The 21,356-nt window shown below is 57.2% G+C and carries 19 protein-coding genes; 12 read left to right on the top strand and 7 right to left on the bottom strand.

Annotation, left to right across the window (positions count from 1 at the left end; translation table 11 throughout):
• Nucleotides 1-1,038: CopD family protein (locus tag VEV40_RS09960; protein WP_324832023.1), on the top strand; the 1,038-nt coding region annotated here is incomplete at its 5' end.
• Nucleotides 1,039-1,126: 88 nt separating this feature from the next.
• Complete coding sequence (locus tag VEV40_RS09955; protein ID WP_324832022.1) at nt 1,127-3,727, top strand: M1 family metallopeptidase; 2,601 nt, start codon at nt 1,127-1,129, stop codon at nt 3,725-3,727.
• A gap of 47 nt (nt 3,728-3,774) precedes the next feature.
• Here the strand turns inward: VEV40_RS09955 and VEV40_RS09950 are convergent, their stop codons facing one another.
• From VEV40_RS09950 to tldD, 3 genes are read right to left on the bottom strand one after another with little or no spacing between them, the layout of a single operon-like run.
• Nucleotides 3,775-5,013, bottom strand: a complete 1,239-nt coding sequence (locus VEV40_RS09950; protein ID WP_324832021.1) for an excinuclease ABC subunit C — start codon at nt 5,011-5,013, stop codon at nt 3,775-3,777.
• 7 nt (nt 5,014-5,020) lie between these two features.
• Complete coding sequence (locus VEV40_RS09945) at nt 5,021-6,391, bottom strand: TldD/PmbA family protein (protein ID WP_414637838.1); 1,371 nt, start codon at nt 6,389-6,391, stop codon at nt 5,021-5,023.
• Nucleotides 6,392-6,403: 12 nt separating this feature from the next.
• A complete protein-coding gene (gene tldD, locus VEV40_RS09940; protein ID WP_324832019.1) occupies nt 6,404-7,846 on the bottom strand; it encodes a metalloprotease TldD in 1,443 nt (480 codons plus the stop codon).
• A 314-nt stretch (nt 7,847-8,160) separates the two neighbouring features.
• On the opposite strand from tldD, the gene VEV40_RS09935 reads away from it, so the two are divergent.
• Entirely contained in the window at nt 8,161-8,688 is a 528-nt protein-coding gene (locus VEV40_RS09935) for a YfiT family bacillithiol transferase (protein ID WP_324832018.1), read from the top strand.
• A gap of 47 nt (nt 8,689-8,735) precedes the next feature.
• On the top strand, nt 8,736-10,346 hold the full coding sequence (locus VEV40_RS09930) for a hypothetical protein (protein WP_324832017.1): 1,611 nt from the start codon (nt 8,736-8,738) through the stop codon (nt 10,344-10,346).
• 109 nt (nt 10,347-10,455) lie between these two features.
• On the opposite strand, the gene dusB is transcribed toward VEV40_RS09930, so the two are convergent.
• Both dusB and rpmE read right to left on the bottom strand, forming a co-directional pair.
• Nucleotides 10,456-11,562, bottom strand: coding sequence for a tRNA dihydrouridine synthase DusB (gene dusB, locus VEV40_RS09925; protein ID WP_324832015.1), 1,107 nt, complete (start codon nt 11,560-11,562; stop codon nt 10,456-10,458).
• Nucleotides 11,563-11,635: 73 nt separating this feature from the next.
• Nucleotides 11,636-11,857 (bottom strand): 50S ribosomal protein L31, encoded by a 222-nt coding sequence (gene rpmE / locus VEV40_RS09920; protein ID WP_186743763.1) that lies wholly within the window; start codon nt 11,855-11,857, stop codon nt 11,636-11,638.
• A gap of 111 nt (nt 11,858-11,968) precedes the next feature.
• Here rpmE and VEV40_RS09915 point away from each other — a divergent pair, with 111 nt between their 5' ends.
• From VEV40_RS09915 to VEV40_RS09900, 4 genes are all read left to right on the top strand, one after another.
• Nucleotides 11,969-12,475, top strand: coding sequence for a monooxygenase family protein (locus tag VEV40_RS09915; protein ID WP_324832013.1), 507 nt, complete (start codon nt 11,969-11,971; stop codon nt 12,473-12,475).
• Between the two features lie 47 nt (nt 12,476-12,522).
• Entirely contained in the window at nt 12,523-13,587 is a 1,065-nt protein-coding gene (locus tag VEV40_RS09910) for an alpha/beta hydrolase fold domain-containing protein (protein WP_324832011.1), read from the top strand.
• A gap of 7 nt (nt 13,588-13,594) precedes the next feature.
• Nucleotides 13,595-14,827 (top strand): PP2C family protein-serine/threonine phosphatase, encoded by a 1,233-nt coding sequence (locus VEV40_RS09905; protein ID WP_324832010.1) that lies wholly within the window; start codon nt 13,595-13,597, stop codon nt 14,825-14,827.
• Nucleotides 14,828-14,955: 128 nt separating this feature from the next.
• Nucleotides 14,956-16,047 (top strand): hypothetical protein, encoded by a 1,092-nt coding sequence (locus VEV40_RS09900; RefSeq protein ID WP_324832009.1) that lies wholly within the window; start codon nt 14,956-14,958, stop codon nt 16,045-16,047.
• 66 nt (nt 16,048-16,113) lie between these two features.
• Here the strand turns inward: VEV40_RS09900 and VEV40_RS09895 are convergent, their stop codons facing one another.
• Entirely contained in the window at nt 16,114-16,737 is a 624-nt protein-coding gene (locus VEV40_RS09895) for a hypothetical protein (RefSeq protein ID WP_324832008.1), read from the bottom strand.
• Between the two features lie 149 nt (nt 16,738-16,886).
• Between VEV40_RS09895 and VEV40_RS09890 the strand changes: the two genes are divergently transcribed.
• The gene (locus tag VEV40_RS09890) at nt 16,887-17,642 is read left to right on the top strand and encodes an ATP-binding protein (protein WP_324832007.1); all 756 of its coding nucleotides are present in this window, start codon (nt 16,887-16,889) and stop codon (nt 17,640-17,642) included.
• On the opposite strand, the gene VEV40_RS09885 is transcribed toward VEV40_RS09890, so the two are convergent.
• Nucleotides 17,639-17,779, bottom strand: a complete 141-nt coding sequence (locus VEV40_RS09885; RefSeq protein WP_324832006.1) for a hypothetical protein — start codon at nt 17,777-17,779, stop codon at nt 17,639-17,641. The two genes, VEV40_RS09890 and VEV40_RS09885, sit on opposite strands and share 4 nt — an antisense overlap.
• A 277-nt stretch (nt 17,780-18,056) precedes the next feature.
• Between VEV40_RS09885 and VEV40_RS09880 the strand changes: the two genes are divergently transcribed.
• The 3 genes from VEV40_RS09880 (at nt 18,057) to VEV40_RS09870 (ending at nt 21,095) form a co-directional block, all read left to right on the top strand.
• Nucleotides 18,057-19,307 carry an MFS transporter gene (locus tag VEV40_RS09880; protein ID WP_324832004.1) on the top strand — a complete coding sequence of 417 codons (1,251 nt, stop codon included), beginning with the start codon at nt 18,057-18,059 and terminating at the stop codon, nt 19,305-19,307.
• A gap of 12 nt (nt 19,308-19,319) precedes the next feature.
• Entirely contained in the window at nt 19,320-19,853 is a 534-nt protein-coding gene (locus tag VEV40_RS09875) for a DUF2393 family protein (RefSeq protein WP_324832003.1), read from the top strand.
• Nucleotides 19,854-20,159: 306 nt separating this feature from the next.
• Nucleotides 20,160-21,095, top strand: coding sequence for an OmpA family protein (locus tag VEV40_RS09870; protein WP_324832002.1), 936 nt, complete (start codon nt 20,160-20,162; stop codon nt 21,093-21,095).
• The last annotated feature ends 261 nt before the right edge of the window (nt 21,096-21,356 follow it).

The following is a 21,356-nucleotide window of genomic DNA, read 5'->3' as shown; positions in this document are numbered from 1 at the left end:
TTCTCGGCAATGGCTATTGCATCCGTTTCTCTGCTGGTGCTTGGCGGCGTCGGCATGGCCTTCTTTTATATCGGCTCGTGGCAGGGCGTGTACGGAACAACGTACGGCTTTATGATGCTGGCCAAGATTTACCTGCTGCTGCTGATTCTGGGAATGGGCGCGGGGAATTTCATTCTTGTCCGCCAGCTTGAGCGCGCGCCCCTACCGCTGCTGGTGCGGCTGCGGCGCTTCGGTGAAGCGGAAATCGGCCTCGGTTTTACCGCAATCCTTGCCGCAGCATCGCTTACATCGCAGCCGCCCGCCGTCGATCTGTCGCGGGACCGATTGACCACGCATGAAATTGTGGAGCGCCTGCGCTGGGTCGAGCCACGCCTGTCAAGCCCTCCGCTGCAGGCGCTCGTTCCTCCCACATCGATTCAGGTTGCCGTGCAGAACTCATTGTTCAGCGCTGGAAGCGTAAACGACGCGAATGACCGCGCATGGAGCGAGTATAACCACCACTGGGCGGGACTGATTGTGTTGGCCGCCGGATTGTTTGCCCTGCTGGCTCGCTCGCGACGGCTAAAATGGGCCCACCATTGGCCGCTCTTATTCATTGGGCTAGCAGTTTTCATCTTTTTGCGCGCTGATCCCGAAAACTGGCCGCTTGGCCCGCGTCCCTTCTGGGCCAGCTTTTCCGCGCCTGACGTACTGCAGCATCGCCTCTACGCGCTGCTGATTACCGCCTTCGCCCTTTTCGAGTGGGCGGTTGAGACAGGGCGCGTCAAATCTCGCGCCGCATCGTATGTCTTCCCGCTTTTGTGCGCCGCAGGCGGCGCGCTGCTGTTGACACATTCTCATGCGCTGGGAAACATCAAGCAGGAAATGCTCGCCGAGATGAGCCACACGCCAATCGCACTGCTCGGCGCAACCGCAGGTTGGAGCCGCTGGCTCGAATTGCGCCTGCCCCAGAAACGCGACTCCAGAATCGCCTCATACGTTTGGCCTGTTTGCCTGGTGCTGGTGGGCATCGTGCTTCTCGACTACCGCGAATCCTGACGCTTCCTGATTAGACAACCGTATGCGTCGTTGCTATATGGTTAAAGCAGCGCTTTAAAGCGCACCTTTTTTCTTATCGAGGAAGCCAATGTCGCAATGTAGTCGTCGTATTTTCGGATTCGTGTGTTTTGCCGCAGCTTGTTTTGCTGCGCTATCTGTAAGCGCGCAGCGCCTGCCGGACACGGTCCGCCCGCAGCACTATAGCCTGGTGCTTACTCCCGACCTGAAGAACGCAGCCTTTACCGGCAGCGAGAAAATCGATGTCCAGATTCAGAAGCCCGTCGATGCCATCACGCTGAACGCCATCGAAATCAAATTCCAGAGCGTAAAAGCAAACCTAAATGGCAAGATGGTAGATGCTGCCGTTACCGAAGACACGGACAAGCAGCAGGCAACGTTCAACTTTCATCAGCAACTGCCCGCCGGCAAACTGACGCTGGAGATCGAGTACACCGGCATTCTGAACAATGAACTGCGCGGCTTCTATCTCTCGAAGACATCAAAGCGGAACTATGCAGTCACCCAGTTTGAGTCGACTGACGCGCGCCGCGCCTTCCCGTCGTTTGATGAGCCTGCCTTCAAGGCAACTTATGATGTAACGCTGGTTGTGGATAAAGGCGACACGGCCATATCGAACACGAACATTGTTTCTGATAAGCCTGGCCCAGGGGACGACAAGCACACGATCAAGTTCGCCACCACGCCAAAGATGTCCACCTACCTGGTTGCGTTTCTTGTAGGCGATTTCCAGTGCACCTCAGGTGAAAGCGATGGCGTGCCGATTCGCGCTTGCGCCACTCCCGACAAGGTAGAACTGGGTAAGTACGCAGTCAAAGCGGCGGAGTTCGTGCTGCACTATTACGACACCTACTTCGGTATCAAGTATCCGATGCCCAAGCTCGATATGATTGCCATCCCCGACTTTGAAGCTGGCGCGATGGAAAACTTCGGCGCGATCACATATCGGGAAACCGACCTGCTCATTGATGAGAAGACGGCGTCCGTCGGCGCGAAGAAGAACGTGGCCGAAGTCGTAGCGCACGAGATGGCCCACCAGTGGTTCGGTGACATGGTCACCATGCAGTGGTGGGACAACATCTGGCTTAACGAAGGCTTTGCCACCTGGATGGAGGACAAGCCTGTTACCGCATGGCATCCGGAGTGGAACATCCCCCAGGACGTTGCTGAGCAACTCAACGGCACCTTGAACTATGATGCCCAGCGTGTCACGCGCACTATTCGCGCCAAGGCGGACACCCCGGACGAAATCAACCAGATGTTTGATGGCATCAGCTATGGCAAGGCCGGCGCGGTCCTCTCCATGGTTGAGAATTATCTCGGCGAAGAGACCTTCCGCCGGGGCGTGCACAACTATCTCGCCGCGCACATGTACGGCAATGCTACTGCCGAAGATTTCTGGAACGCGCAGACTGCGGAAAGCCACAAGCCGGTCGACAAAATCATGGACAGCTTTGTCTCGCAGCCGGGCGTGCCGATTCTGACCTTCAGCGCTCCCCAAGGTGGCAGCGTTGCTGTCAGCCAGCAACGTTTCTTCCTGAGTCCGAGCGCGAAAGCTGACAAGGAGCAGACGTGGACACTTCCTGTCTGCATGAAGACAAACGGCGGCAAGGAAGATTGCGACGTGCTCTCATCAGCGCAGCAGACACTCAAGACGCCGCAGGCCGCGTTCTTCTTTGCGAACGCCGAAGGTAAAGGCTATTACCGGAGCACTTACCCTAAAGATATTTACTCGAAGATCGTCGACAATGTTGAAACTGACCTCTCGCCTGAAGAGCGCATCAGTCTTCTGGGCGACGCCTGGGCGCAGGTGCGCGCCGACAAAATGCCGGTTGGCGATTATATGACTCTCGCGGCCGCAGTAAAGGACGACACCAGTGCGCCTGTGATCAACACCGCACTCAGCGCTGTCGAAGCCATCGACATGCGCATCGCCAGCACAGACGCCGAGCACGACGCGCTTGCTGCCTGGGTGCGCAAGAACTTCAAGCCCGCATATGAAAAGCTGGGTTCGGCGTCTGATAGTGATACTCCTGACAAAAAAGAACTGCGCTCAACACTCTTCGGCTACCTCGGCACAGTGGGGAAAGACCCCGATGTGATCGCAGAAGCCAAACAGGTTGCGGAAAAGTATCTGGCTGATCCTTCCTCGGTAGAAGGCACATTCGCACAAACCGCCACAGGAATTGCGGCGGTCAACGGAGATCCTGCATTCTTCGACCAGTTACAGAAGACCTTCGAGACCTCGGCAAATCCGCAGCTACAGGAAACGGCGCTGCGCCTGCTTGCGGTTTTCGAAAACCAGTCGCTGGAACGCCGCTCGCTCGACTACACTGTTTCTGGCAAGGTGAGGAATCAGGATGCTGCGATTGAGCTGCTCATCATGTTGCAGGGCCGCGAAACGCGCGATGAGGCATGGCAGTATATCCAGCAGAACTGGGACAAGGTGCAGGCCCAACTCACCACTGCGATGGGCGGATACCTCGTCGGTGCTACGGGCAGCTTCTGCAGTGCCGACGCGCGCGACCAGGTGGAGAGCTTCTTCAGCACACATAAAGTGGCGGCGTCAGACCGCGCGTTGACTCGGGCGAAAAACCAGATCAACGACTGCATTGAGCTGCGCTCTGCTCAGGGACCAAAACTGCAGGAATGGATGGCCGCTCAGAAATAAGCCGTCGGTTTACGCTCGACATGGCCGGAGATAATCTCCGGCCATTTTTATGGACGATTATTGCTGTAAACCCGCGAGATTCCGCGCAGTATTTGTCTCAGGGGCAGATCGTCCACGCTATCCGCAAAAAACACTTCACCAGCGCGTTGCGTCTGTGAGCGGTAAAACCAACGGCTGAAGAGGCAGAGATGATCGGATATCGTCTGTGTGCTGACTCTCGATTTCGCGGGCGGTGAAGCCAGATCAGCTAATGACTGTTGCAAGCGCTCCTCCAGCACATTGCGCGAGACTGTTTGCACAGCGGGGCCCGCCCCCTCAACTGAAAGTGGAACGGCTTCAAACGTTGTAGGGTGAACGTAGAGCGAGGTCGATCCCGACTGCTCGTTGTGCAGCCGCATGCCCTGAACCGAATAACGAGTCGGCCCCAGAATGACTCCACGGGTGAGCAGGAAACAGTTAACAGTTTCCGGTTCCGCTGATGGCTGCAAAATGAACGCGATCAGACTCGACAGTTGATAAACCGCAGACGGCGTGACGGAAACGACCGCTTGGACCTTCTGTAACTTCGTGTGGGCTTGTGCCGCCTTTTCAAACTCAAGACCCGAAGACGCAGCATCGCGTTCAGCGCTGATTTTTTCAACCAGGCTGGCGCCGCGCGTTTCAAGAAAGGCGTGAACGCTGGCGGTTTCTTCCGCATAGCGCGCATCGGTGCAACCCTTGAAACAGGGAGCGAGGCACATCTTCATCTCGGAATAGATGCAGCCGGGAAATGCTGGATCAGGGTTCAGATCTTCGTGGCAGCGGCGCAGCTCAAAGAGATTCAGCATCTCGTCGCTGAACTTTTCCGCCGATGCCCGAGAAGGAAATGGCCCGAAGAGGTCATCGAACGCCGATTTTGTGACTTTGTTGGTTACATATATCCGTGGATAAGCGTTCTCGCTCGTCATGCGCAAAAAATACGGCGAACGCAGATGCATGCGCTTACGCGTAGCGTCGCCAAATGCCTGCATGGACGCCGCGTAGAGGCAGAGGGCCGACTCGAAATCAGAACCTGTCAGCGTGTACTCAATGCGCGCAATTTTCTCTGTGAGGCGCAGACGCTTTGTCTGCGAGGGACGAGCGTCGAGAAAGCGCGTGAGCCGTCGCTTCAGGTTCGGAGTCCGGCTTAGATATGGTTCAGCGCGCTCATCTGCAGCGAAGAGCGCGAAGACGCCGGCTTGCGCGGGTATCTGCGCAAGTGCGTTCTTTGGGTCCGCCGGATCAAATGCTATCGACTGAGCGAGCACAGGTTCATTATTCGCCGGCGATGGTCATGCCGTCGATGCGCAGCGTAGGAGAAGCCACGGAGCCGCGGAAGACAAGGTCATTGCCAATGGCGGTGATGTTGCGGAACATCTCTTTGAGATTGCTGGCAACCGTGACTTCCTGCACCGGAAATGTCAACTCGCCATTCTCAATCCAGATGCCCGAAGCGCCGCGCGAGTAATCGCCAGTGACCATATTCACTCCCTGGCCCAGAAGTTCAGTGATATAGAAGCCGCTTTTAACATCGTGCAGAATTTCTTCCAGCGATAACTTGCCAGCTTCGAGATAAAGATTACCGCTGCCAATGCCGGGATTGCCCGCCAGCCCACGGACTGCATTGCCGGTGCTCCGCATGTTGAGCTTGCGCGCGGTGTAAGTGTTCAGCAAATATGTTTTAAGAACGCCATTTTCGACGATGACGCTGCAGCGTGTAGGCAGCCCCTCGCCGTCAAAAGGAGATGATCCATAACCACCGACGATCGTTCCGTCGTCAATCACATTAATGGAGTCGGCCGCTACTTGCTCGCCAAGCTTGCCTGTGAAGAATGATGCGCCGCGATAGATACTGTCGCCGTTGGCTGCATCAAAGATCGCCCCGACCAGCGTACGCGCGATCTCCGGCGCGAAGACGACAGGAACGCGCTGCGTCGGCACGCGGCGCGCGTCAAGCCTGCGTAAAGTCCGGCGCGCAGCTTCAATCCCGACGGATTCCGGCGAATCGATCTTTGCCAGCGTGCGTGCAGCCGAATACCAGTAGTCGCGCTGCATTTCGCCGTTCTTGCTCATCGCGATAGGGCTGGTGGAAACAGAGCAATAGGACGACCGATACTCGCCAACGAATCCGCGCGAATTGGCCAGCACCTTTCGGCCAGTGGCCGCGTCGAAACTGCCGCCATCGCTGTTCTGGATGCGCGTGTCAGCGGACATCGCCGCAGCCTCACAGCGACGCGCGAAGTCAATGCGTTCCGTTGTTGGCAGCGAATAGACGTCTTCATGATAGAGATCGAGGTCGGTGTCCAGCTTCCCGAATTCGCCAGCGTCGGCAAGTCCCGCAAACGGATCTTCCGAAGTAACTCGGGCGAGTGCGAGTGCTCCCGAGATGAGGTGTTCAATACCCTCCGGCGTAAAGTCACTCGATGACGTACTGGCCACTCGCTGACCCACAAAGACACGCAGTCCTATGCCGCGTGAGCCGGATTCCTTCAGCGTCTCAACTTCACCCAGCCTGACAGTGGTTGAAAATTCATCGCCTTCACGGATGACGACTTCGGTATTAGTCGCTCCCCCCTTGCAGGCTTTGATAACAATGTCTGCTGCGAGTTGTTGGAGGTCGTTCGTAGTTTCAATTGCTTCTGTCATTCGCATTGATCTCTAATGCCCAGTCCCGCCAACAGTCATACGATCCAGCTTTACCGTAGGCATGCCAACACCGACGGGGACGCTCTGCCCGTCTTTGCCGCAGGTGCCAATCCCCTCGTCGAGTTGTAAATCGTGCCCAACCATCGACACATACTTCAGGGCTTCAGGCCCATTACCGATAAGCGTAGCGTCGCGCACAGGCGCAGTAATCTTTCCGTCCTCGATCAGATAGGCTTCAGACGCGCTGAAGACGAACTTGCCGCTGGTGATGTCAACCGAACCGCCGCCGAAATTCACAGCATAAAGGCCGCGCTTTACGCTGCGCAGAATATCTTCCGGCGCATCGTCACCTGAAAGCATATAAGTATTGGTCATGCGCGGCATGGGAATCTGCTGATAGCTCTCGCGGCGTCCATTGCCTGTGTGCGGCATGTTCATCAACCGCGCCGAAAGCTTGTCGCTCAAGTAGCCCTTGAGAATGCCGTTTTCGATGAGCACCGTCTCCTGCGTGGGTGAACCTTCATCATCTACATTCAGCGATCCGCGACGCGAAGGCATCGTTCCGTTGTCAACGACGGTGACTTTCGAGCTGGCAACCTGCCGTCCAATCAGCCCCGCAAACGCCGACGTTTTCTTGCGATTAAAATCGGCTTCAAGACCGTGACCTACAGCTTCGTGCAGAAGCACGCCGGGCCAACCGGGGCCTAGGACGACCTCCATTTCACCAGCGGGCGCGGCTACAGCGCCGAGTTGCAGAATGGCCGTGCGCGCAGCCTCGTTGGCGAAGTGTTCCGGCGTCTTCTCAGTGAGAAAGTAGCCGATCTCGACGCGTCCACCGCCTCCCGCAGTGCCGCGCGTCGTCTGCTGACCGTCATTGGCGAGGACAAAGACATTCAGTCGCGCCAGGGGCTGCGTGTCGCTAGCGAACGTGCCATCAGAAGCCGCAATGAGAATGCGTTTCAACTCATCGGAGTAGCTTGCTCTTACCTGCTTGATGCGCGCATCGTAGGCACGTGCCGCGCGGTCGGCACGCACTACGAGATCGAGCTTCGTGCTCAAGTCAGAATCGAGTTCAGCAGCTGGTATCGGATAAAGATTCGGCGACTGCGTTTCGGCAAATCCTGCCACAGGCTGCTTCGCCGGGCCGCTGGCAATCAGCGCCGCTGTCCGCGCGGCATGAAGCAAGCGTTCAGATGAGAGATTGTCAGTATAGGCATAACCGGTGCGCTCGCCGGAAACGACACGAACGCCGCATCCGGCGCTTACTCCGTGGCTGGCCGATTTGACCAGCGATTCATCGATACCGATTGAGGTCGCCGAGACGGACTCAAAGTAAAGGTCAGCGTAGTCGCCGCCAGCGGAAAGGGCCTCGCCCAGGCAGCGCTCCAGCAGTCGCTCGGAAAGACCAAATTTTTCAAAAAAGTAGCGTTTATGGCTGGCTGCGGATGTCGTCATGTATTTCAACCTTATCAATTAGATGGAACAAAGCATAGCTTCGATTCCATGTGGACCTGGAACCGATGCTTTCTGGCGCAAGGCTAACCTTGCTGGTTCCTAAATGCGATTTCAACAGAGGAATCTCTGCTTTTCTTTGCTACTATCGCGCCATGAAAAAGCTAATCGTTCTGTCTCTCGTACTGCTGTTCTCCGCCTCGGCGTTCGCGCAACCGCATCACTATCACCGCCATCATCGGCACCACCACCGGGCACGATAAAACGGCAAGCCCGCCGCACTCTTTCTGTGGTATTTTTCGCTTATGAGCACACAGATGAGCGAAGATCTGCGCTACCCGCTTGGCAAATTTCCCGGCTCTTTAGGCCAGACCCATGAACAGCGGCGGGCATCGATAGCCGTAATTGCGGCGCTGCCTGAGAACCTACGCTCCGCGGTCAACGGGCTGAGCGACCAGCAGGTCGATACTCCATATCGCGATGGCGGCTGGACCGTCCGCCAGGTCGTGCATCATATTGCTGACAGCCACATCAATGCTTATGTACGCTCGCGGCGCGCCCTCACTGAAGACTGGCCCACAGTAAATGCCTATGACGAAAATCTCTGGGCCAATCTTCCCGACGCCCGTACGCTGCCCATCGTGGTTTCACTGCATCTTCTCGAGGCGCTGCATCGTCGTTGGGTCGCACTCTTCGAGTCATTGAGTGAAGAGCAGTGGCAGCGCGGCTATGTTCATTCTGAGAATGGCCGCCAGAAGCTGGCCGAAGTCGTGCAGCTTTACGCATGGCACAGCCGCCATCACGTCGCGCATGTTACCGAATTGCGGAAACGCATGGCCTGGTAACGTGAAAATGCTTGTCCGTCGATGGACGGGCAAGCATTCTTTTCTTAATGCCCCTGTTAAAAACTGAAACATCCGCGGCGGAACTCGCTCGCGCACTCGAAGCGTTTCTGGCTGAACACCCCCGCGCAGCCGTGCTCGAAGATGGCCGCGTGCTCTTTGAAATGCAGACCACCCGCTATGCGCTTTCCGCTGAACATGGGCGTTGCGTCCTGCACTTCTGGTCAGAGGAACGCAACGTGGTGCGCACGGTGACGAATCTCGACGCGCGCAAGAATGTGCTTCGCATCGAAACGCGGCGATTCGGCCAGAGCAAACCGCAAACGCTGCAACTCATTCCTGACCGCGATACGCGCACTCCGACAACACGGGAATCCACGCGCAAGAAATATCTGCGACTGCTGGAACGGGTGCTCGCACGCAGCTTTCCGGACTTCAATATCGACAGTCTTGGCAACGCCATCGATCTGGAACACAGTTTCGGCCCCGCCTATGCGCGTGGCATGCTCGCTCGCGGGCCGAAGGCATGGGCCGTAATTGCTGTAAACGCCGAAGAAACGCAGGCAACTATTGATGGAACATTGACGCTCGGCATTCTCTGGCTCGCCTATGGCCGCGAACACAGCGGCGGCAGGCGCGTCTTTGAAGGGCTGAAAGTGATTGTCCCCGCGGGCGCGGCTGCCGTCACGCGCGGACGTATGGCATGGCTCAATCCGGCACTCGCCAAGTGGGAGTTATATGAACTCGACGAGCGCTGCGAAACGCTCGATTTCGCCGAAATCGGTGATGAGGGAAATCTTGATATCCGCCTGGTTCACAACTTCAACCGCGAACGAACGCTGGAGCGCTCGCAGGCAGCAGTAGATCGTTTGCTCGCGCTGTTGCCTGATGGCATGAAGCCGCATACCGAAATTCGTCCGCTCAGTTCATCCGAGATCAGCTTCCGTCTGCACGGTCTCGAATTCGCGCGCATCCGTCATGGAGTCGCCGCCGGATCGTTTGCGCGGCAGGACACGATCACCTTTGGCGCAGGCGCAAACGAAACGCCGCTGAATCCCGAAACAGTAGACTTGTTCCGCGATCTGATCCAGCGTGTTTACGACGGACGTTTCGCTGGCGGCAGTGTGCGCAATCCTTTGTACCGCCTGCAGCCCGAACGCTGGCTCGAATCGGAATTGCGGCAAGGCCTGGCGGAACTCGAACCGGCCATTCACGAAGAATTCGTCTATGTGCAGGTTCCGGCTTTTGCCGGAGGAGACCGCGGCATGATAGATCTGTTGAGCGTCACGCGCTCCGGGCGTCTGATGGTGATAGAGCTAAAGGCAAATGAAGACCTGCATCTGCCGCTGCAGGGGCTGGACTACTGGCTTCGCGTGCGCCAGGTCCACGCTGCCGGTGAATTGCAGAAGCATGGATATTTCAACGGTGTTGAGCTCTCAGGCGAGCCGCCGCTGCTCATGCTGGTCGCCCCCGCCTTGCGGATTCATCCCGCAAACGAAACCGTGCTTCGTTATTTGAAACCGGAAGTAGACTGGACGCTTTTAGCGTTAGACGAGCATTGGCGTCAGCGGCGACGGGTTATTTTTCGCAAGAGAAGTGAAAGGGCATTCCTAGTGGAATGGAGCCATAAACAAGCAGATTCTTCGCTGCTTTCAGAATGACAAATTCAAAAAATTTATGCTGTCATCCTGATCCTGAGTGGAAGGAAGGGGAAGGATCTGTTTTTAGCTCAGGCAGTAGTACCAACAACGGGAAAGATGTGGGATCGAACTACGAAGCAACCGCCAACTGCGGTTCAAAAAACAGCTCCACTGCATCCAGAACAGCCTCGCCCGTCTTCGACTCATAGATAGATTTCCGCAGCCCCGCCCCGCCCGGAACTCCATGTGTGAACCAGGAGGCAAACTGCTTCATCTTGCCCTGCGCTTCCGGATTGCCTTCATCAAGCAGCATCTGAAAATAGGTGCGAATCATCCGATAGCGGTCAAGATCGGTTGGCTCGTCGTAGCGGCCTGTTGCCGTATATTGCGCGATCTGGCGAAATATCCACGGGTTCGCGGGCGCAGCGCGGCCAATCATCACAGCATCGCAGTTGGTCTTTTCGATCAGCGCGCAGGCGTCTTGCGGCGTGCGAACATCGCCGTTGCCGATGACGGGAATGCTGACCGCGTCTTTTACTTCGGCAATGTGGTGCCAGCGCGCCTGCCCCGAGTAGCCTTGCTCGCGCGTGCGCGCATGAACAGCAACCGCCTGCAGGCCGCTCTCCTGGGCAATGCGGGCAAGCTCGACGCAGATGATGTGGTTGTCATTCCATCCGAGCCGAATCTTGACGGTGAAGGGAATCATCACCGCCGCGCGGACCGTCTCAAAAATCTTTGCGATCAGCGGCAGGTCGCGCAGCAGTCCGCTGCCGCCGTTGCAGGCAACCACGCGCTTGGCCGGGCAGCCAAGGTTCAGATCAACCATGTCAAAGCCGGTCTGCTCAACAATGCGCGCCGCATCGGCCAGCGTCGCTGGATTCGAGCCGAAAATCTGCGCCGAAATCGGATGCTCGTCTTCGTAGAACGTCAGGTAGCGCTTGCGCTTTGATTCCCTCATACGTGAGAGGCCGTCCGCCGAGGTGAACTCGGTCATGATCAGCCCGCAGCCCGACTGCTGATTGCTGATCTCCGCATCCACAGACGAGCCTGCCTCTGCTGCCGACGAAAACACGCTGGCATTGCGAATAAAGCGGCGAAAGACCGTGTCCGTGACTCCAGCCATGGGCGCGAGCACCGTCGCCGGGGCGACCGTCACATTGCCAATCCGCACCGACGCAGGCACGCGCACGCCCTCGGGCATGGCATGTTCCACCGGATTGTCCCATTGCTTCTTCATCGGACTAAATTGTTGCCAACACAGCAAAGCCTCCGTTAGGCGGAGGCTTTTGCTTTACCTATTGAAGGCTCCGTTACTTCGCAGCCGTCTCCGCCTTGGCGTACTTGCGGCGGAAGCGCTCGACTCGTCCTGCCGTGTCCACCAGCTTCTGCTTGCCAGTAAAGAACGGGTGGCAGGCTGAGCAGATTTCGACATGGATGTCGCCTTTATGCGTCGAACGGGTCGCAAAATTGTTGCCGCACGCACAAACAACGCGGATTTCGTTATAGTTTGGATGAATACCCTGCTTTGGCATGACTCTATAAAACCTTTCCCTGCAATCTTCTTATTTTACGGTGATTTGGCAGGTTTGACAATCAGCTGTGACGGGCTCGGCATCCAAAGGATGCGAGGTTCCCACTCCGCCATGCCCACACCTGTTGAACGTCTAACAGTAGACCTGTCGCAGTACCCCAATCTCGTCGTCATTTATCTCGGAATGAGGGTCAACCGCCTTACCGGCCTGAAAACGCTGATGGGCTTCGGGCCCAGGATTTCCGACTCTGTAGCTGCGTATCCTGATGGCCTGCTGCGGCACGAAAATCTCATCTTCTCGCTTTTCCCAGTCCATGCCGGCATGCGGCAATACTGGCGCGACATGGAGTCACTCCTGACCTGGACCCGCTCCGATCCGCACCGCCAATGGTGGAAGAACTTCCTCAAAAACTCCGGAGGCACCGGCTTCTGGCATGAGACCTACCTGATGCAGGGCGGAATGGAAGCAATCTATGACGATGTGGCTAAGCCCATCGGCTTTGCCGGTTTCGCTCCCATCAAACCAGCGCGCGGGCCCATGTTCGGGGCCGCTCATCGAGTCTCAAAAATGCCCTCTGTCGAGCCAGTTATCGGCGAGGGAGAATTGTACAGGCCGTAACATCGAACCACTCGACATTCCAATGCCTCTGTGATGTATTGGCGTGCATGAAAAATTTCTGCTTTGTCTGCGCTCTGATTGTTCCGGCCCTCGCTGTGACCGCCATGGCGCAAACCACAGCCGCCGATGCGCCGCAGAAGAACGCCAGTTACATCGACGCGCAGGGAACAGCCCACGTCTCCCGTGTTGTCCCGGTTCCCAAGACAATCAGTCCTGAAGCACAGAAAAGCCTGTCGCAACCTGCATCGGATGCGCCCGCAGCCGAATCGCTCGCCGACCGGCGCGCCAAAACCGACGCCTGGCAGGCGAAGGCAGGCGAGGCCTACCGTGAAGCCTATCCGGCAACCGTCACGTCGGGAGCCATAGGCGGCGTGCCCGTCCGCATCATCACCCCGCCTATCATTGGTCCCGGTAAGGAAGACCGCGTCCTGGTTAATTTCCACGGTGGCGGATTCAACTCCGATTCGGGCTCGCTCACCGAGACCATCCCCATCGCCAACCTCACCCAGACCAAGGTCATCGCTGTCCTCTACCGTCTCGCGCCCGAGCACCCGTTTCCCGCATCGGTCGAAGATACAGTCGCCGTTTATAAAGAACTGCTCAAGACCTACAAGCCGCACAATATCGCCCTGTACGGCACCTCGGCGGGCGCCATCCTGACCGCTGAGACAGCCGTGAAGCTGAAGCAGCTTGGCCTGCCCATGCCCGGAGCTCTCGGCATCTTCTCCGGCTTGGGGGATTTCAGTCTGTCGGGCGACTCGCAGTCCATGTACTCCCTGCGCGGTCTATCCGGCTACCTCTCGCCGCCGGTCCTTGAAGGCGTGCACGATCCGGAATATGTAGGCACAACCAACCCGAAAGATCCCGTGCTATCGCCTGTCTACGCCGACCTGCGCGGCATGCCGCCGACGCTATTCGTGACCAGCGGACGCGACCTGCTCCTGAGTGGAACAACAATTCTGCACCGCGCTTTTTTGCGCGCCGGAGTGGACGCCCGCCTCGTCGTCTTTGAGGCTCTGCCACATGCCTTTTGGAATGACGTTGACCTGCCCGAATCGCGTGAGGCCGACGAAATCATGGCACACTTCTTCGATACGCATATAGGGAAGTGATCCTGCGATGAGCAGACCCGCAGCTCCCGTCTGGGAAGTCAGACCGTCGATTCGCCTGGACCGGCAGGACCCTTTCCTGTTGCTTCAGCAAGTGCTGGTCTTTGTGCGCGATCATGACCGGAGTATTCACTTCTTTGTTGAAAATCTTGGCTTCAACATTGCCCTCGATCACAAGAACCAGAACGGCGAGCGCTGGGTCATCGTCGCTCCGCCGGACGGAACGGCGCGTCTTTGCCTGATCGTTCCGAAGCTTGAGTCGCAGGACTATCCGCTTATTGGCAAGGGCCGAAACACCGTCTTTCTTACGGAAAATATCGAAGCAAAATACCAGGAATGGAGCGCGCGAGGCGTGCATTTTCTTCATCCGCCGGAAACGGCGCCGTGGGGAAGCGTTTTTACACAATTCGACGACGTGGACGGCAACCGCTTCTGGCTGATCGGCTTCGATCAGGCAACGCGCGACGTGGAAGAGCAGAGGCGGCTCACTGAAGAACGCCTTGAAGCCGAACGCCGCGCCGCGCGTGAGCTGGAAATCGCGCGTCAGGTGCAGGCGAGACTCTTTCCTCAAAACATGCCGTCAGCGCAATCACTGGACTACGCCGGTGCATGCATCCAGGCACGGCAGGTTGGCGGCGATTATTACGACTGGCTGAATCTGGGCGCGGACCGCCTCGGGTTGGTCCTTGCCGACATCGCAGGTAAGGGCATGGCCGCCGCGCTGCTGATGGCGAACCTGCAAGCCAATCTGCGCAGCCAGTGGGCAACGGCTTCAGACGAGCCGCAGCGCTTCCTGCAATCCGTAAACAAGCTGTTCTACGAAAACACCGCCAGCGGCGACTACGCGACGCTCTTCTTCGCCGAATACAACGACCAGACGCGCCGTCTGCGCTATGCCAACTGCGGCCACCTGCCGGCCCTTCTGCTGCGACGCGATAACACTCTCGAACATCTCGGCCCGACCTCAACCGTGCTCGGCCTATTTGCCGAATGGGACTGCTGCTCGTTTGAAGAGCGGCAGCTTTTTCCCGGGGATACGCTCCTGCTCTACACCGACGGCGCAACCGAATCATCCAATGAGTCGGGAGAAGAATTTGGAGAGCAGCATTTGGCCGAAACGCTGCGGCGCTTCCGCGATCTATCTTCACAGGACCTGATCAGTGCAATAGTCAAGGAAGTCCGGCAATTCGATCCCGGCGAGCAGCAGGACGACATCACCCTTATCGCTGCTCGCTGCCGATAGAACCGCGAGCGGCTGAGTTCCTGCTTTGATAAAGGAAATAATCGAAGAAAATTGTGTTAATCTCCCATTCCAACAGTAGAAACTTGATGCGCCGTCGAGCGAGTACGATCGGAATCCAAACCCTCGCAATGTTGCTGTGTGCGGGCGGGATAACCTCTGATGCGACCACTCCAGACGCGAAGACTGCGGCAAACACGAATGCAAGATGGGACAAGATCGCAGCCGCCAAATACCTCGACAGCCGCGAAGTCTGGTGGCAGGCTTGGCCGCGTGCCCAAAAGGACCACGAAACGGTCTGCGTTTCCTGCCATACCAACGTTCCGTATGCGCTCGCGCGGCCAGCTCTCCGGCAATATCTCGGCGAGCAGAAACCCTCCGAGCCTGAGGGGGTGATGCTCGACAGCATCATCAAGCGCGTCAACCTCGGCACACAGGCCGAGCCCTTCTACAACGACGCGAAACACGGACCCGGCAAGACCCGCGAAGCGCGCAATACCGAAAGTGTCAACAACGCGCTAATCCTCTCTCGCTACGACGCCCAGCAGGGGCATCTGCAGGACGTCACCCGCAAAGCCTTCTCCGTCATGTGGGCTTTACAGGAGCAGACTGGCCCCAAAGCCGGAGCATGGCTATGGCAGAACTTCCACTTCTCTCCATGGGAAGCCGACGAGTCCGAGTATTACGGCGCGGCTATGGCTGCAATCGCAACAGGCATCGCACCTGATCATTATCGCGACGATCCGAAAATCCAGTCCAATCTCGCATTGCTCCGCGGCTATCTCAAGCGTGAAGCTCCCAGCCAACCACTCATCAACCGTATCGTGCTGTTGTGGGCATCCACCAAGCTGCCCGGTCTCATGACCGACGCCGAACGCATCGTGCTGAAAGCAGAAATCTACAGCAAGCAGCAGCCTGACGGCGGCTGGAGCCTCACCACTCTCGGTACATGGAAGCGCCACGACAACTCACCGTTCGACACACGCAGCGATGGAGTTGCCACCGGCCTCACCGTCCTAGCGCTCGAAGAAAGCGGCCTCGGAAAGAACACTCCGCAACTAAAGCGGGGCGTAGACTGGCTCCTCGCCAATCAAAACAAAACTGAAGGCATGTGGCCGGCATATTCACTCAATCTCCAGCGTGATCCGGCTTCTGGCATCGGCCGCTTCATGAGTGATGCCGCCACCGGATTCTCGGTACTGGCGCTGGAGAACAGCCGATAAAATCACTGATCCGGCTTGCGGCGAGGAAAATGCCGCTTATCACACAAAGGCGGCGGAGAGACACCTTCAGGACTGCTTTGATACAGTCAGGACCCTCTGGCCATACTTTGCTTCTTTTACATAGAGCAGGTCGTTCCCTGAACGGTAATAGTTTGCGCGCGTGAGTGGGTGTCCCCATCCCGTAGCCTTGGTTTTGCGCGGAGGGTACCCATAAATGCCGTGCTTATTGAGCCATCCCCAGCAGTCTGGACAGACGCCCTTATCACAGAAAATCACGATACCCGCATCCTTAAGATTGTCTTTTGAGGTCCCGCGTCCTTCCACCAGGTAGCGCACGATTCGCATTTCTGAGTGCAGATTCTCTTCCCAGTCATCGCCGATGGTCAGGACCTTGACAGAGGTCGCACCGGCTTGTCTGGCCAGGCCTTTGGCCTTTTCCGTGACATGCTCGCCGCCAGGCACTTTCAGTGCGACAACCAGGTCTGCCATTCCACCGATAGCGGCAACCGCAACTGTGTCGTACGATGATGCTCCTGTGAGGGCTTCCAGTTGCTTGTATAGTGCGCTGAGTTTGTCGAAGTGTGGGAATGCAGGTAGTTTCCCGGCCTCGTACTTTGCGTAACCTGCGTGGCCTGCTTCCACGCGCGCTGCCTGCTTTTGACGGGCCTTCATCCAGGGAGTCGTAGCCATCGCCACCTCCTGCTTAGGAGCGTATGCAAAAGGATATCAATCCGAAGATGGTAAGAGACAGCTGCTTTGTCAATTTTTCAGCCTTTTCTCTAAGGTGAAAACGCGCGTCTGGATATGCACATCCGCCCCTGCGATACTAAGCAGAAGCCATGACTCAAGTCTGCCCAAAATGTGACGGCATGGGGATGCGCGTCATGCGCCGCGCTGACGGCACTCAGGCCGCTGAAGCCTGCGATTGCCAACACGAGCAGCGTGTTACCCGATTGTTAGTGAGGGCAGGAATTCCTCGCCGCTACGAGCACTGCATTCTGGACAGCTTCGACATCGTGCCGGAGACCCACGACTCACTGCGTGCCGCGCGCATCATGGCCGAAAAATTTGTTGACCGCTACCCGCTCGATACCGACGGACGCGGCCTGCTCATGACCGGCTCCATCGGCGTGGGCAAGACGCATCTCGCCGTGGGCATCCTGCAGGCACTGATTCTCGAAAAGGGTGTGCACGGTCTTTTTTGCGACTACCGCGAGCTGCTCAAGGAAATCCAGAACTCCTACAACCCGCAGGTGGCAACCACTGAGCTGGAAATTCTGCGCCCCGTCTTCGATGCGGAAGTGCTGGTCATCGATGAACTCGGCGCGGCCAAGCCCACCGATTGGGTCTGGGACACTGTGGCTCACATCCTGAACACCCGCTACAACGACAAGCGCACAACGATTATCACAACGAATTACACCGACCAGCCCCCCGGCGGCGCTGCCGGCCCGGCAAGCCGGGCCATGCGTGATGAGACCCTTGGAGATCGCATTGGCGAGCGCATGCGTTCCCGATTGGCTGAAATGTGCGTGGTAATTGAAATGAGCGGAAATGATTTTCGCCGCGGCGTGCGCCGCGCGAGGTTCGCTTAAACCGTGACGGTCAACAGCAGAAGCAGCGCAGCAGCAACAGTTGCTGCCTGATAAACCCAATCGGCGGCCTTCCTGCGCGGCTTCGTTTCCGTCCCTGGAGCTGTCTGAGCGGGGATTTTGTTGGGCGTCTGTTCCATTCCAGCCTCAAATCTTCAAGTTCGTACTGCCTGATAGTGTCGCTCACTACCTTTACGTTTCAATAACCTGCGCGGATTTACTGTCTTTCATCACGTTAGACCCATTTTGCGCCTAAAAGATTCGTTTTCGGTTAAATCTTCGTCATCTGAGTGTCATTTCGGTTAACGATACCGTTCCGGTAACTGGGCACGATAGGCCACAGTGAACCTCTGCACCGAATCCCGGTACTATGGAATCAAACCCAGTAGTTCCCCTGACACAATAGCCAAAGGACAAATGAACTCATCGCTTGCGTCCCCCGTGGACACACTTTCGGAAGCTCCATCATCGGGCGGATTCTTCCGGGTTTTGGCCGCCATCAGCTTCTGCCACATGCTCAATGACATGGTGCAGGCGCTGCTGCCCTCCATTTATCCGATTCTCAAAAGCTCATTTCATCTGAATTTCGGCCAGATCGGCTTCCTCACCCTGACCTACCAGATCACCGCCTCGCTGCTCCAGCCTCTTGCCGGCCACTACACTGACCGCAAGCCGCGCCCCTTTTCTCTGTCCATCGGAATGGGCTCCACGCTGTGCGGCCTGGTCCTCCTGGCGGTCGCGCCGACATTCCATTGGCTCCTGCTGGCCGCGTCGCTCGTCGGGGTCGGCTCAGCGGTATTCCATCCCGAATCTTCTCGCGTGGCCCGCATGGTTTCCGGCGGCCGCCACGGCTTTGCCCAGTCATTTTTCCAGGTCGGCGGAAACACGGGATCGGCCATCGGCCCGCTGCTCGCCGCCTTCATCGTTCTGCCGCGCGGCCAGTCAGGCATCGCCTGGTTTGCCATTCCCACCGTTCTCGGCATCATCGTCCTCGCCCGGGTTGGCATCTGGATCAAACACCATCAGGGGACCGCAGCCGTAAAAAGGAGCATTCGCGCCTCGACGCTTCATCTTGAGCTATCGCGGAAAAAGATATTCGGCGCGCTTTCCGTCCTCGTGGCGCTTATTTTCTCCAAGTACTTCTATCTGGCCAGCCTGACGAGCTATTACACCTTCTATCTCATCAGCCGCTTTCACGTCTCGGTGCGGACTTCGCAGGTATTTCTCTTCATCTTTCTCGCCGCCGTGGCTGCGGGAACTCTCATCGGCGGTCCCATTGGCGACCGCTACGGCAGAAAATACGTCATCTGGGTTTCCATTCTCGGAGTGCTGCCCTTCACCCTTCTGCTGCCGCATGCCAATCTCTACTGGACCGGAATCCTAAGCATCATAATCGGCTTTGTCATCTCCTCGGCATTTTCGGCAATCCTCGTCTATGCGCAGGAGCTTGTTCCCGGACGCATCGGCATGATCTCCGGGGTTTTCTTCGGTTTCGCTTTCGGCATGGGCGGCATTGGGGCGGCCGTCCTCGGCAAGCTCGCCGACGCCACCAGCATCATCTTCGTCTACAAGCTCTGCGCCTATCTGCCGGCCATTGGCCTGCTCACCGGTTTCCTGCCCAATCTGGAGCCAGCCTACAAAAGGCCGTCACCCAAGCCCGCGATGTAGAATCCACTTGAGATGACCTCTAACCAGAACGCGCCCGACTTCCTTGCCGGACAGACCGGAAAAGAGAAGACATCTTATCTTCCCTGGATCATCGCGGGCACGGTCGTCGTTCTCGGCATAGTGCTACTCTTCGTCTTTGGCAAAAAGACGCCTCCCGCCAATCCTGGCGGCGCAGTTCTAGCTCCCGCCGACCCGTATGCCGCGAGTCTGCCCGTCACTGGCTTGCAAATGAGTGAATCCAGCAATTTCGCCGGAGGCAAAGTCACCTACATCGACGGCCACATCGCCAACAATGGTGGACAGACCATCACCGGAATCACAGTGCAGGTTGCCTTCCGCGACTACGGCAACCAACTCGTGCAGAAGGAAACGATGCCGTTCGCGCTCATCCGTATGCGCCAGCCTTACGTCGATACCGAGCCGGTTTCAGCGGATCCCATCAAGCCCGGCGATCAACGCGATTTCCGCCTCGTGCTTGATCACGTTGCCGCAGACTGGAACGGCCAGTATCCCGAAGTCCGCGTCATCCAGGTCATTGGCAAGTAGTTTTTACCCCACTCCTACTAAGCAAATTTTTCTCTCTCAAAGCGAAAACACTTCTCCGATACCTGCGGAAAACGCGCTATTTGCCAGGCGAGTACCGCTCATTTCGTCCCTGAATAACCATGCAAGTTATTGATAAATAAATAAGCTAAGCTTTTAGCTTGATGCATCCCCTGGTTTGGCATGACAACTGCACATTATCTCGGCATAACAGGACGCTGCGCAGCATCCGGAGTGTGTTCTAACGAGCAGTCACGAAGGAATACAGACGATATGAGAAAAGTGGCAATGAAAAATCCGGATCTTCGAATGGTTGCAGCTTTGGCTTTAGCCATAAGTATGGGAATCCCGGCGTTCGCGCAATCCAGCTCATCAAATCAGGCTCCCCCCTCCCCCAACAATGCGCAGGTACAGACAGGGACCTCCGCCAACGGCATCAACCCCAACGACAACAGCACCTATGCCACCGGACAGCCTCTTCCGACGAAGTCAAATGAGGGTTTCTGGGGCCACATGAACCCGTTTGCCCGCAAAAAGTGGGTAAATCGGCAGCTAAGTCCGGTCAAAGACCGTCTCAATGAGCTCGACCAGTTAAGCGCCAAGAACGCCAACGATATTAAGGATGTGGATTCGCGAGCACAGGCCGGTATTCATCAGGCGCAGAACACCGCCGATCAAGCCAACCAGACCGCACAGAGCGCCAACACCACTGCAACCCAGGCTCAGTCGATGGCCCAGCAGGCCAGCGACACCACCGGCAAGCTGAACACCACTGTCGCCGGACTTGACCAGTACCAGAAAGTCAGCGACACTGAAATTCGCTTCCGCCCCGGCCAGACAGCTCTGAACGCCAAGGCAAAAGATGCGCTCGATCAGATCGCAACTCAGCTTCAGGGTCAGAAAGGCTACATTCTCGAGGTAGAAGGATATTCACGGACGCGTGGGCAGGCGGGCATTCAAAACTCGCAGCACATGGCTGACGCCGTTGTCCGTTACCTCGTCACCGAACACCAGGTTCCCGTCTATCGCATCCGTCAGGTTGCGATGGGCAACGCCAAAATTGAAGGCGCGGACGGCACATCGTCAACAGGCACCGTCGTCCACGTCTCCATGATGCAGAACAGTTTAGCGGCCTTGAACTCGACATCTTCCAATGCGGGTTCACCGATTGGCGCGACGCAGCAGTCTTCCGCGCAGCCCTCCCCTCAGGGTGCTGCGTCGCGGCCAGCGGCTCCACAACAATAACGATAAGAAGGTCGCAACCAAGCTCTCACACAACGAGAGAACCAAGGCAGATTGGCCCCTCCCCCGAGGGGCCCTTTTTTTGCTTTATTTGGAAAGGGAATGCCTCAACAACCGATTTGTCATTCTGAGGAGCGCCTCGGAAATGGACACACTGAAGGTGCCCCACATCTCGCAGAGATGTGGGTTTGCAGGATGCACATAGCTGGGCCCTGACCTGACATTGGGATAGACGTCATGCCACAAAGATCTTGTGCGATATCA

It is taken from the genome of Alloacidobacterium sp. (genome assembly GCF_035631355.1).
Taxonomy (GTDB): domain Bacteria; phylum Acidobacteriota; class Terriglobia; order Terriglobales; family Acidobacteriaceae; genus Alloacidobacterium.
The sequence above is the reverse complement of the archived record's forward strand: the minus strand, read 5'-3'. Positions and strand labels throughout refer to the sequence as shown.

What these genes read in the sequence shown, in the direction of transcription:
- VEV40_RS09875 (WP_324832003.1), top strand. Translation starts at nt 19,320, where the DNA reads ATGACCTCTAACCAGAACGCGCCCGACTTCCTTGCCGGACAGACCGGA.
- VEV40_RS09955 (WP_324832022.1), top strand. Translation starts at nt 1,127, where the DNA reads ATGTCGCAATGTAGTCGTCGTATTTTCGGATTCGTGTGTTTTGCCGCA.
- VEV40_RS09945 (WP_414637838.1), bottom strand. Translation starts at nt 6,391, where the DNA reads ATGACAGAAGCAATTGAAACTACGAACGACCTCCAACAACTCGCAGCA.
- dusB (WP_324832015.1), bottom strand. Translation starts at nt 11,562, where the DNA reads ATGAAGAAGCAATGGGACAATCCGGTGGAACATGCCATGCCCGAGGGC.
- VEV40_RS09900 (WP_324832009.1), top strand. Translation starts at nt 14,956, where the DNA reads ATGTTGCTGTGTGCGGGCGGGATAACCTCTGATGCGACCACTCCAGAC.
- VEV40_RS09885 (WP_324832006.1), bottom strand. Translation starts at nt 17,779, where the DNA reads ATGGAACAGACGCCCAACAAAATCCCCGCTCAGACAGCTCCAGGGACG.
- VEV40_RS09935 (WP_324832018.1), top strand. Translation starts at nt 8,161, where the DNA reads ATGAGCGAAGATCTGCGCTACCCGCTTGGCAAATTTCCCGGCTCTTTA.
- VEV40_RS09890 (WP_324832007.1), top strand. Translation starts at nt 16,887, where the DNA reads ATGACTCAAGTCTGCCCAAAATGTGACGGCATGGGGATGCGCGTCATG.
- VEV40_RS09870 (WP_324832002.1), top strand. Translation starts at nt 20,160, where the DNA reads ATGGTTGCAGCTTTGGCTTTAGCCATAAGTATGGGAATCCCGGCGTTC.
- VEV40_RS09910 (WP_324832011.1), top strand. Translation starts at nt 12,523, where the DNA reads ATGAAAAATTTCTGCTTTGTCTGCGCTCTGATTGTTCCGGCCCTCGCT.
- VEV40_RS09895 (WP_324832008.1), bottom strand. Translation starts at nt 16,737, where the DNA reads ATGGCTACGACTCCCTGGATGAAGGCCCGTCAAAAGCAGGCAGCGCGC.
- VEV40_RS09915 (WP_324832013.1), top strand. Translation starts at nt 11,969, where the DNA reads ATGCCCACACCTGTTGAACGTCTAACAGTAGACCTGTCGCAGTACCCC.
- rpmE (WP_186743763.1), bottom strand. Translation starts at nt 11,857, where the DNA reads ATGCCAAAGCAGGGTATTCATCCAAACTATAACGAAATCCGCGTTGTT.
- VEV40_RS09880 (WP_324832004.1), top strand. Translation starts at nt 18,057, where the DNA reads ATGAACTCATCGCTTGCGTCCCCCGTGGACACACTTTCGGAAGCTCCA.
- VEV40_RS09905 (WP_324832010.1), top strand. Translation starts at nt 13,595, where the DNA reads ATGAGCAGACCCGCAGCTCCCGTCTGGGAAGTCAGACCGTCGATTCGC.
- VEV40_RS09930 (WP_324832017.1), top strand. Translation starts at nt 8,736, where the DNA reads ATGCCCCTGTTAAAAACTGAAACATCCGCGGCGGAACTCGCTCGCGCA.
- tldD (WP_324832019.1), bottom strand. Translation starts at nt 7,846, where the DNA reads ATGACGACATCCGCAGCCAGCCATAAACGCTACTTTTTTGAAAAATTT.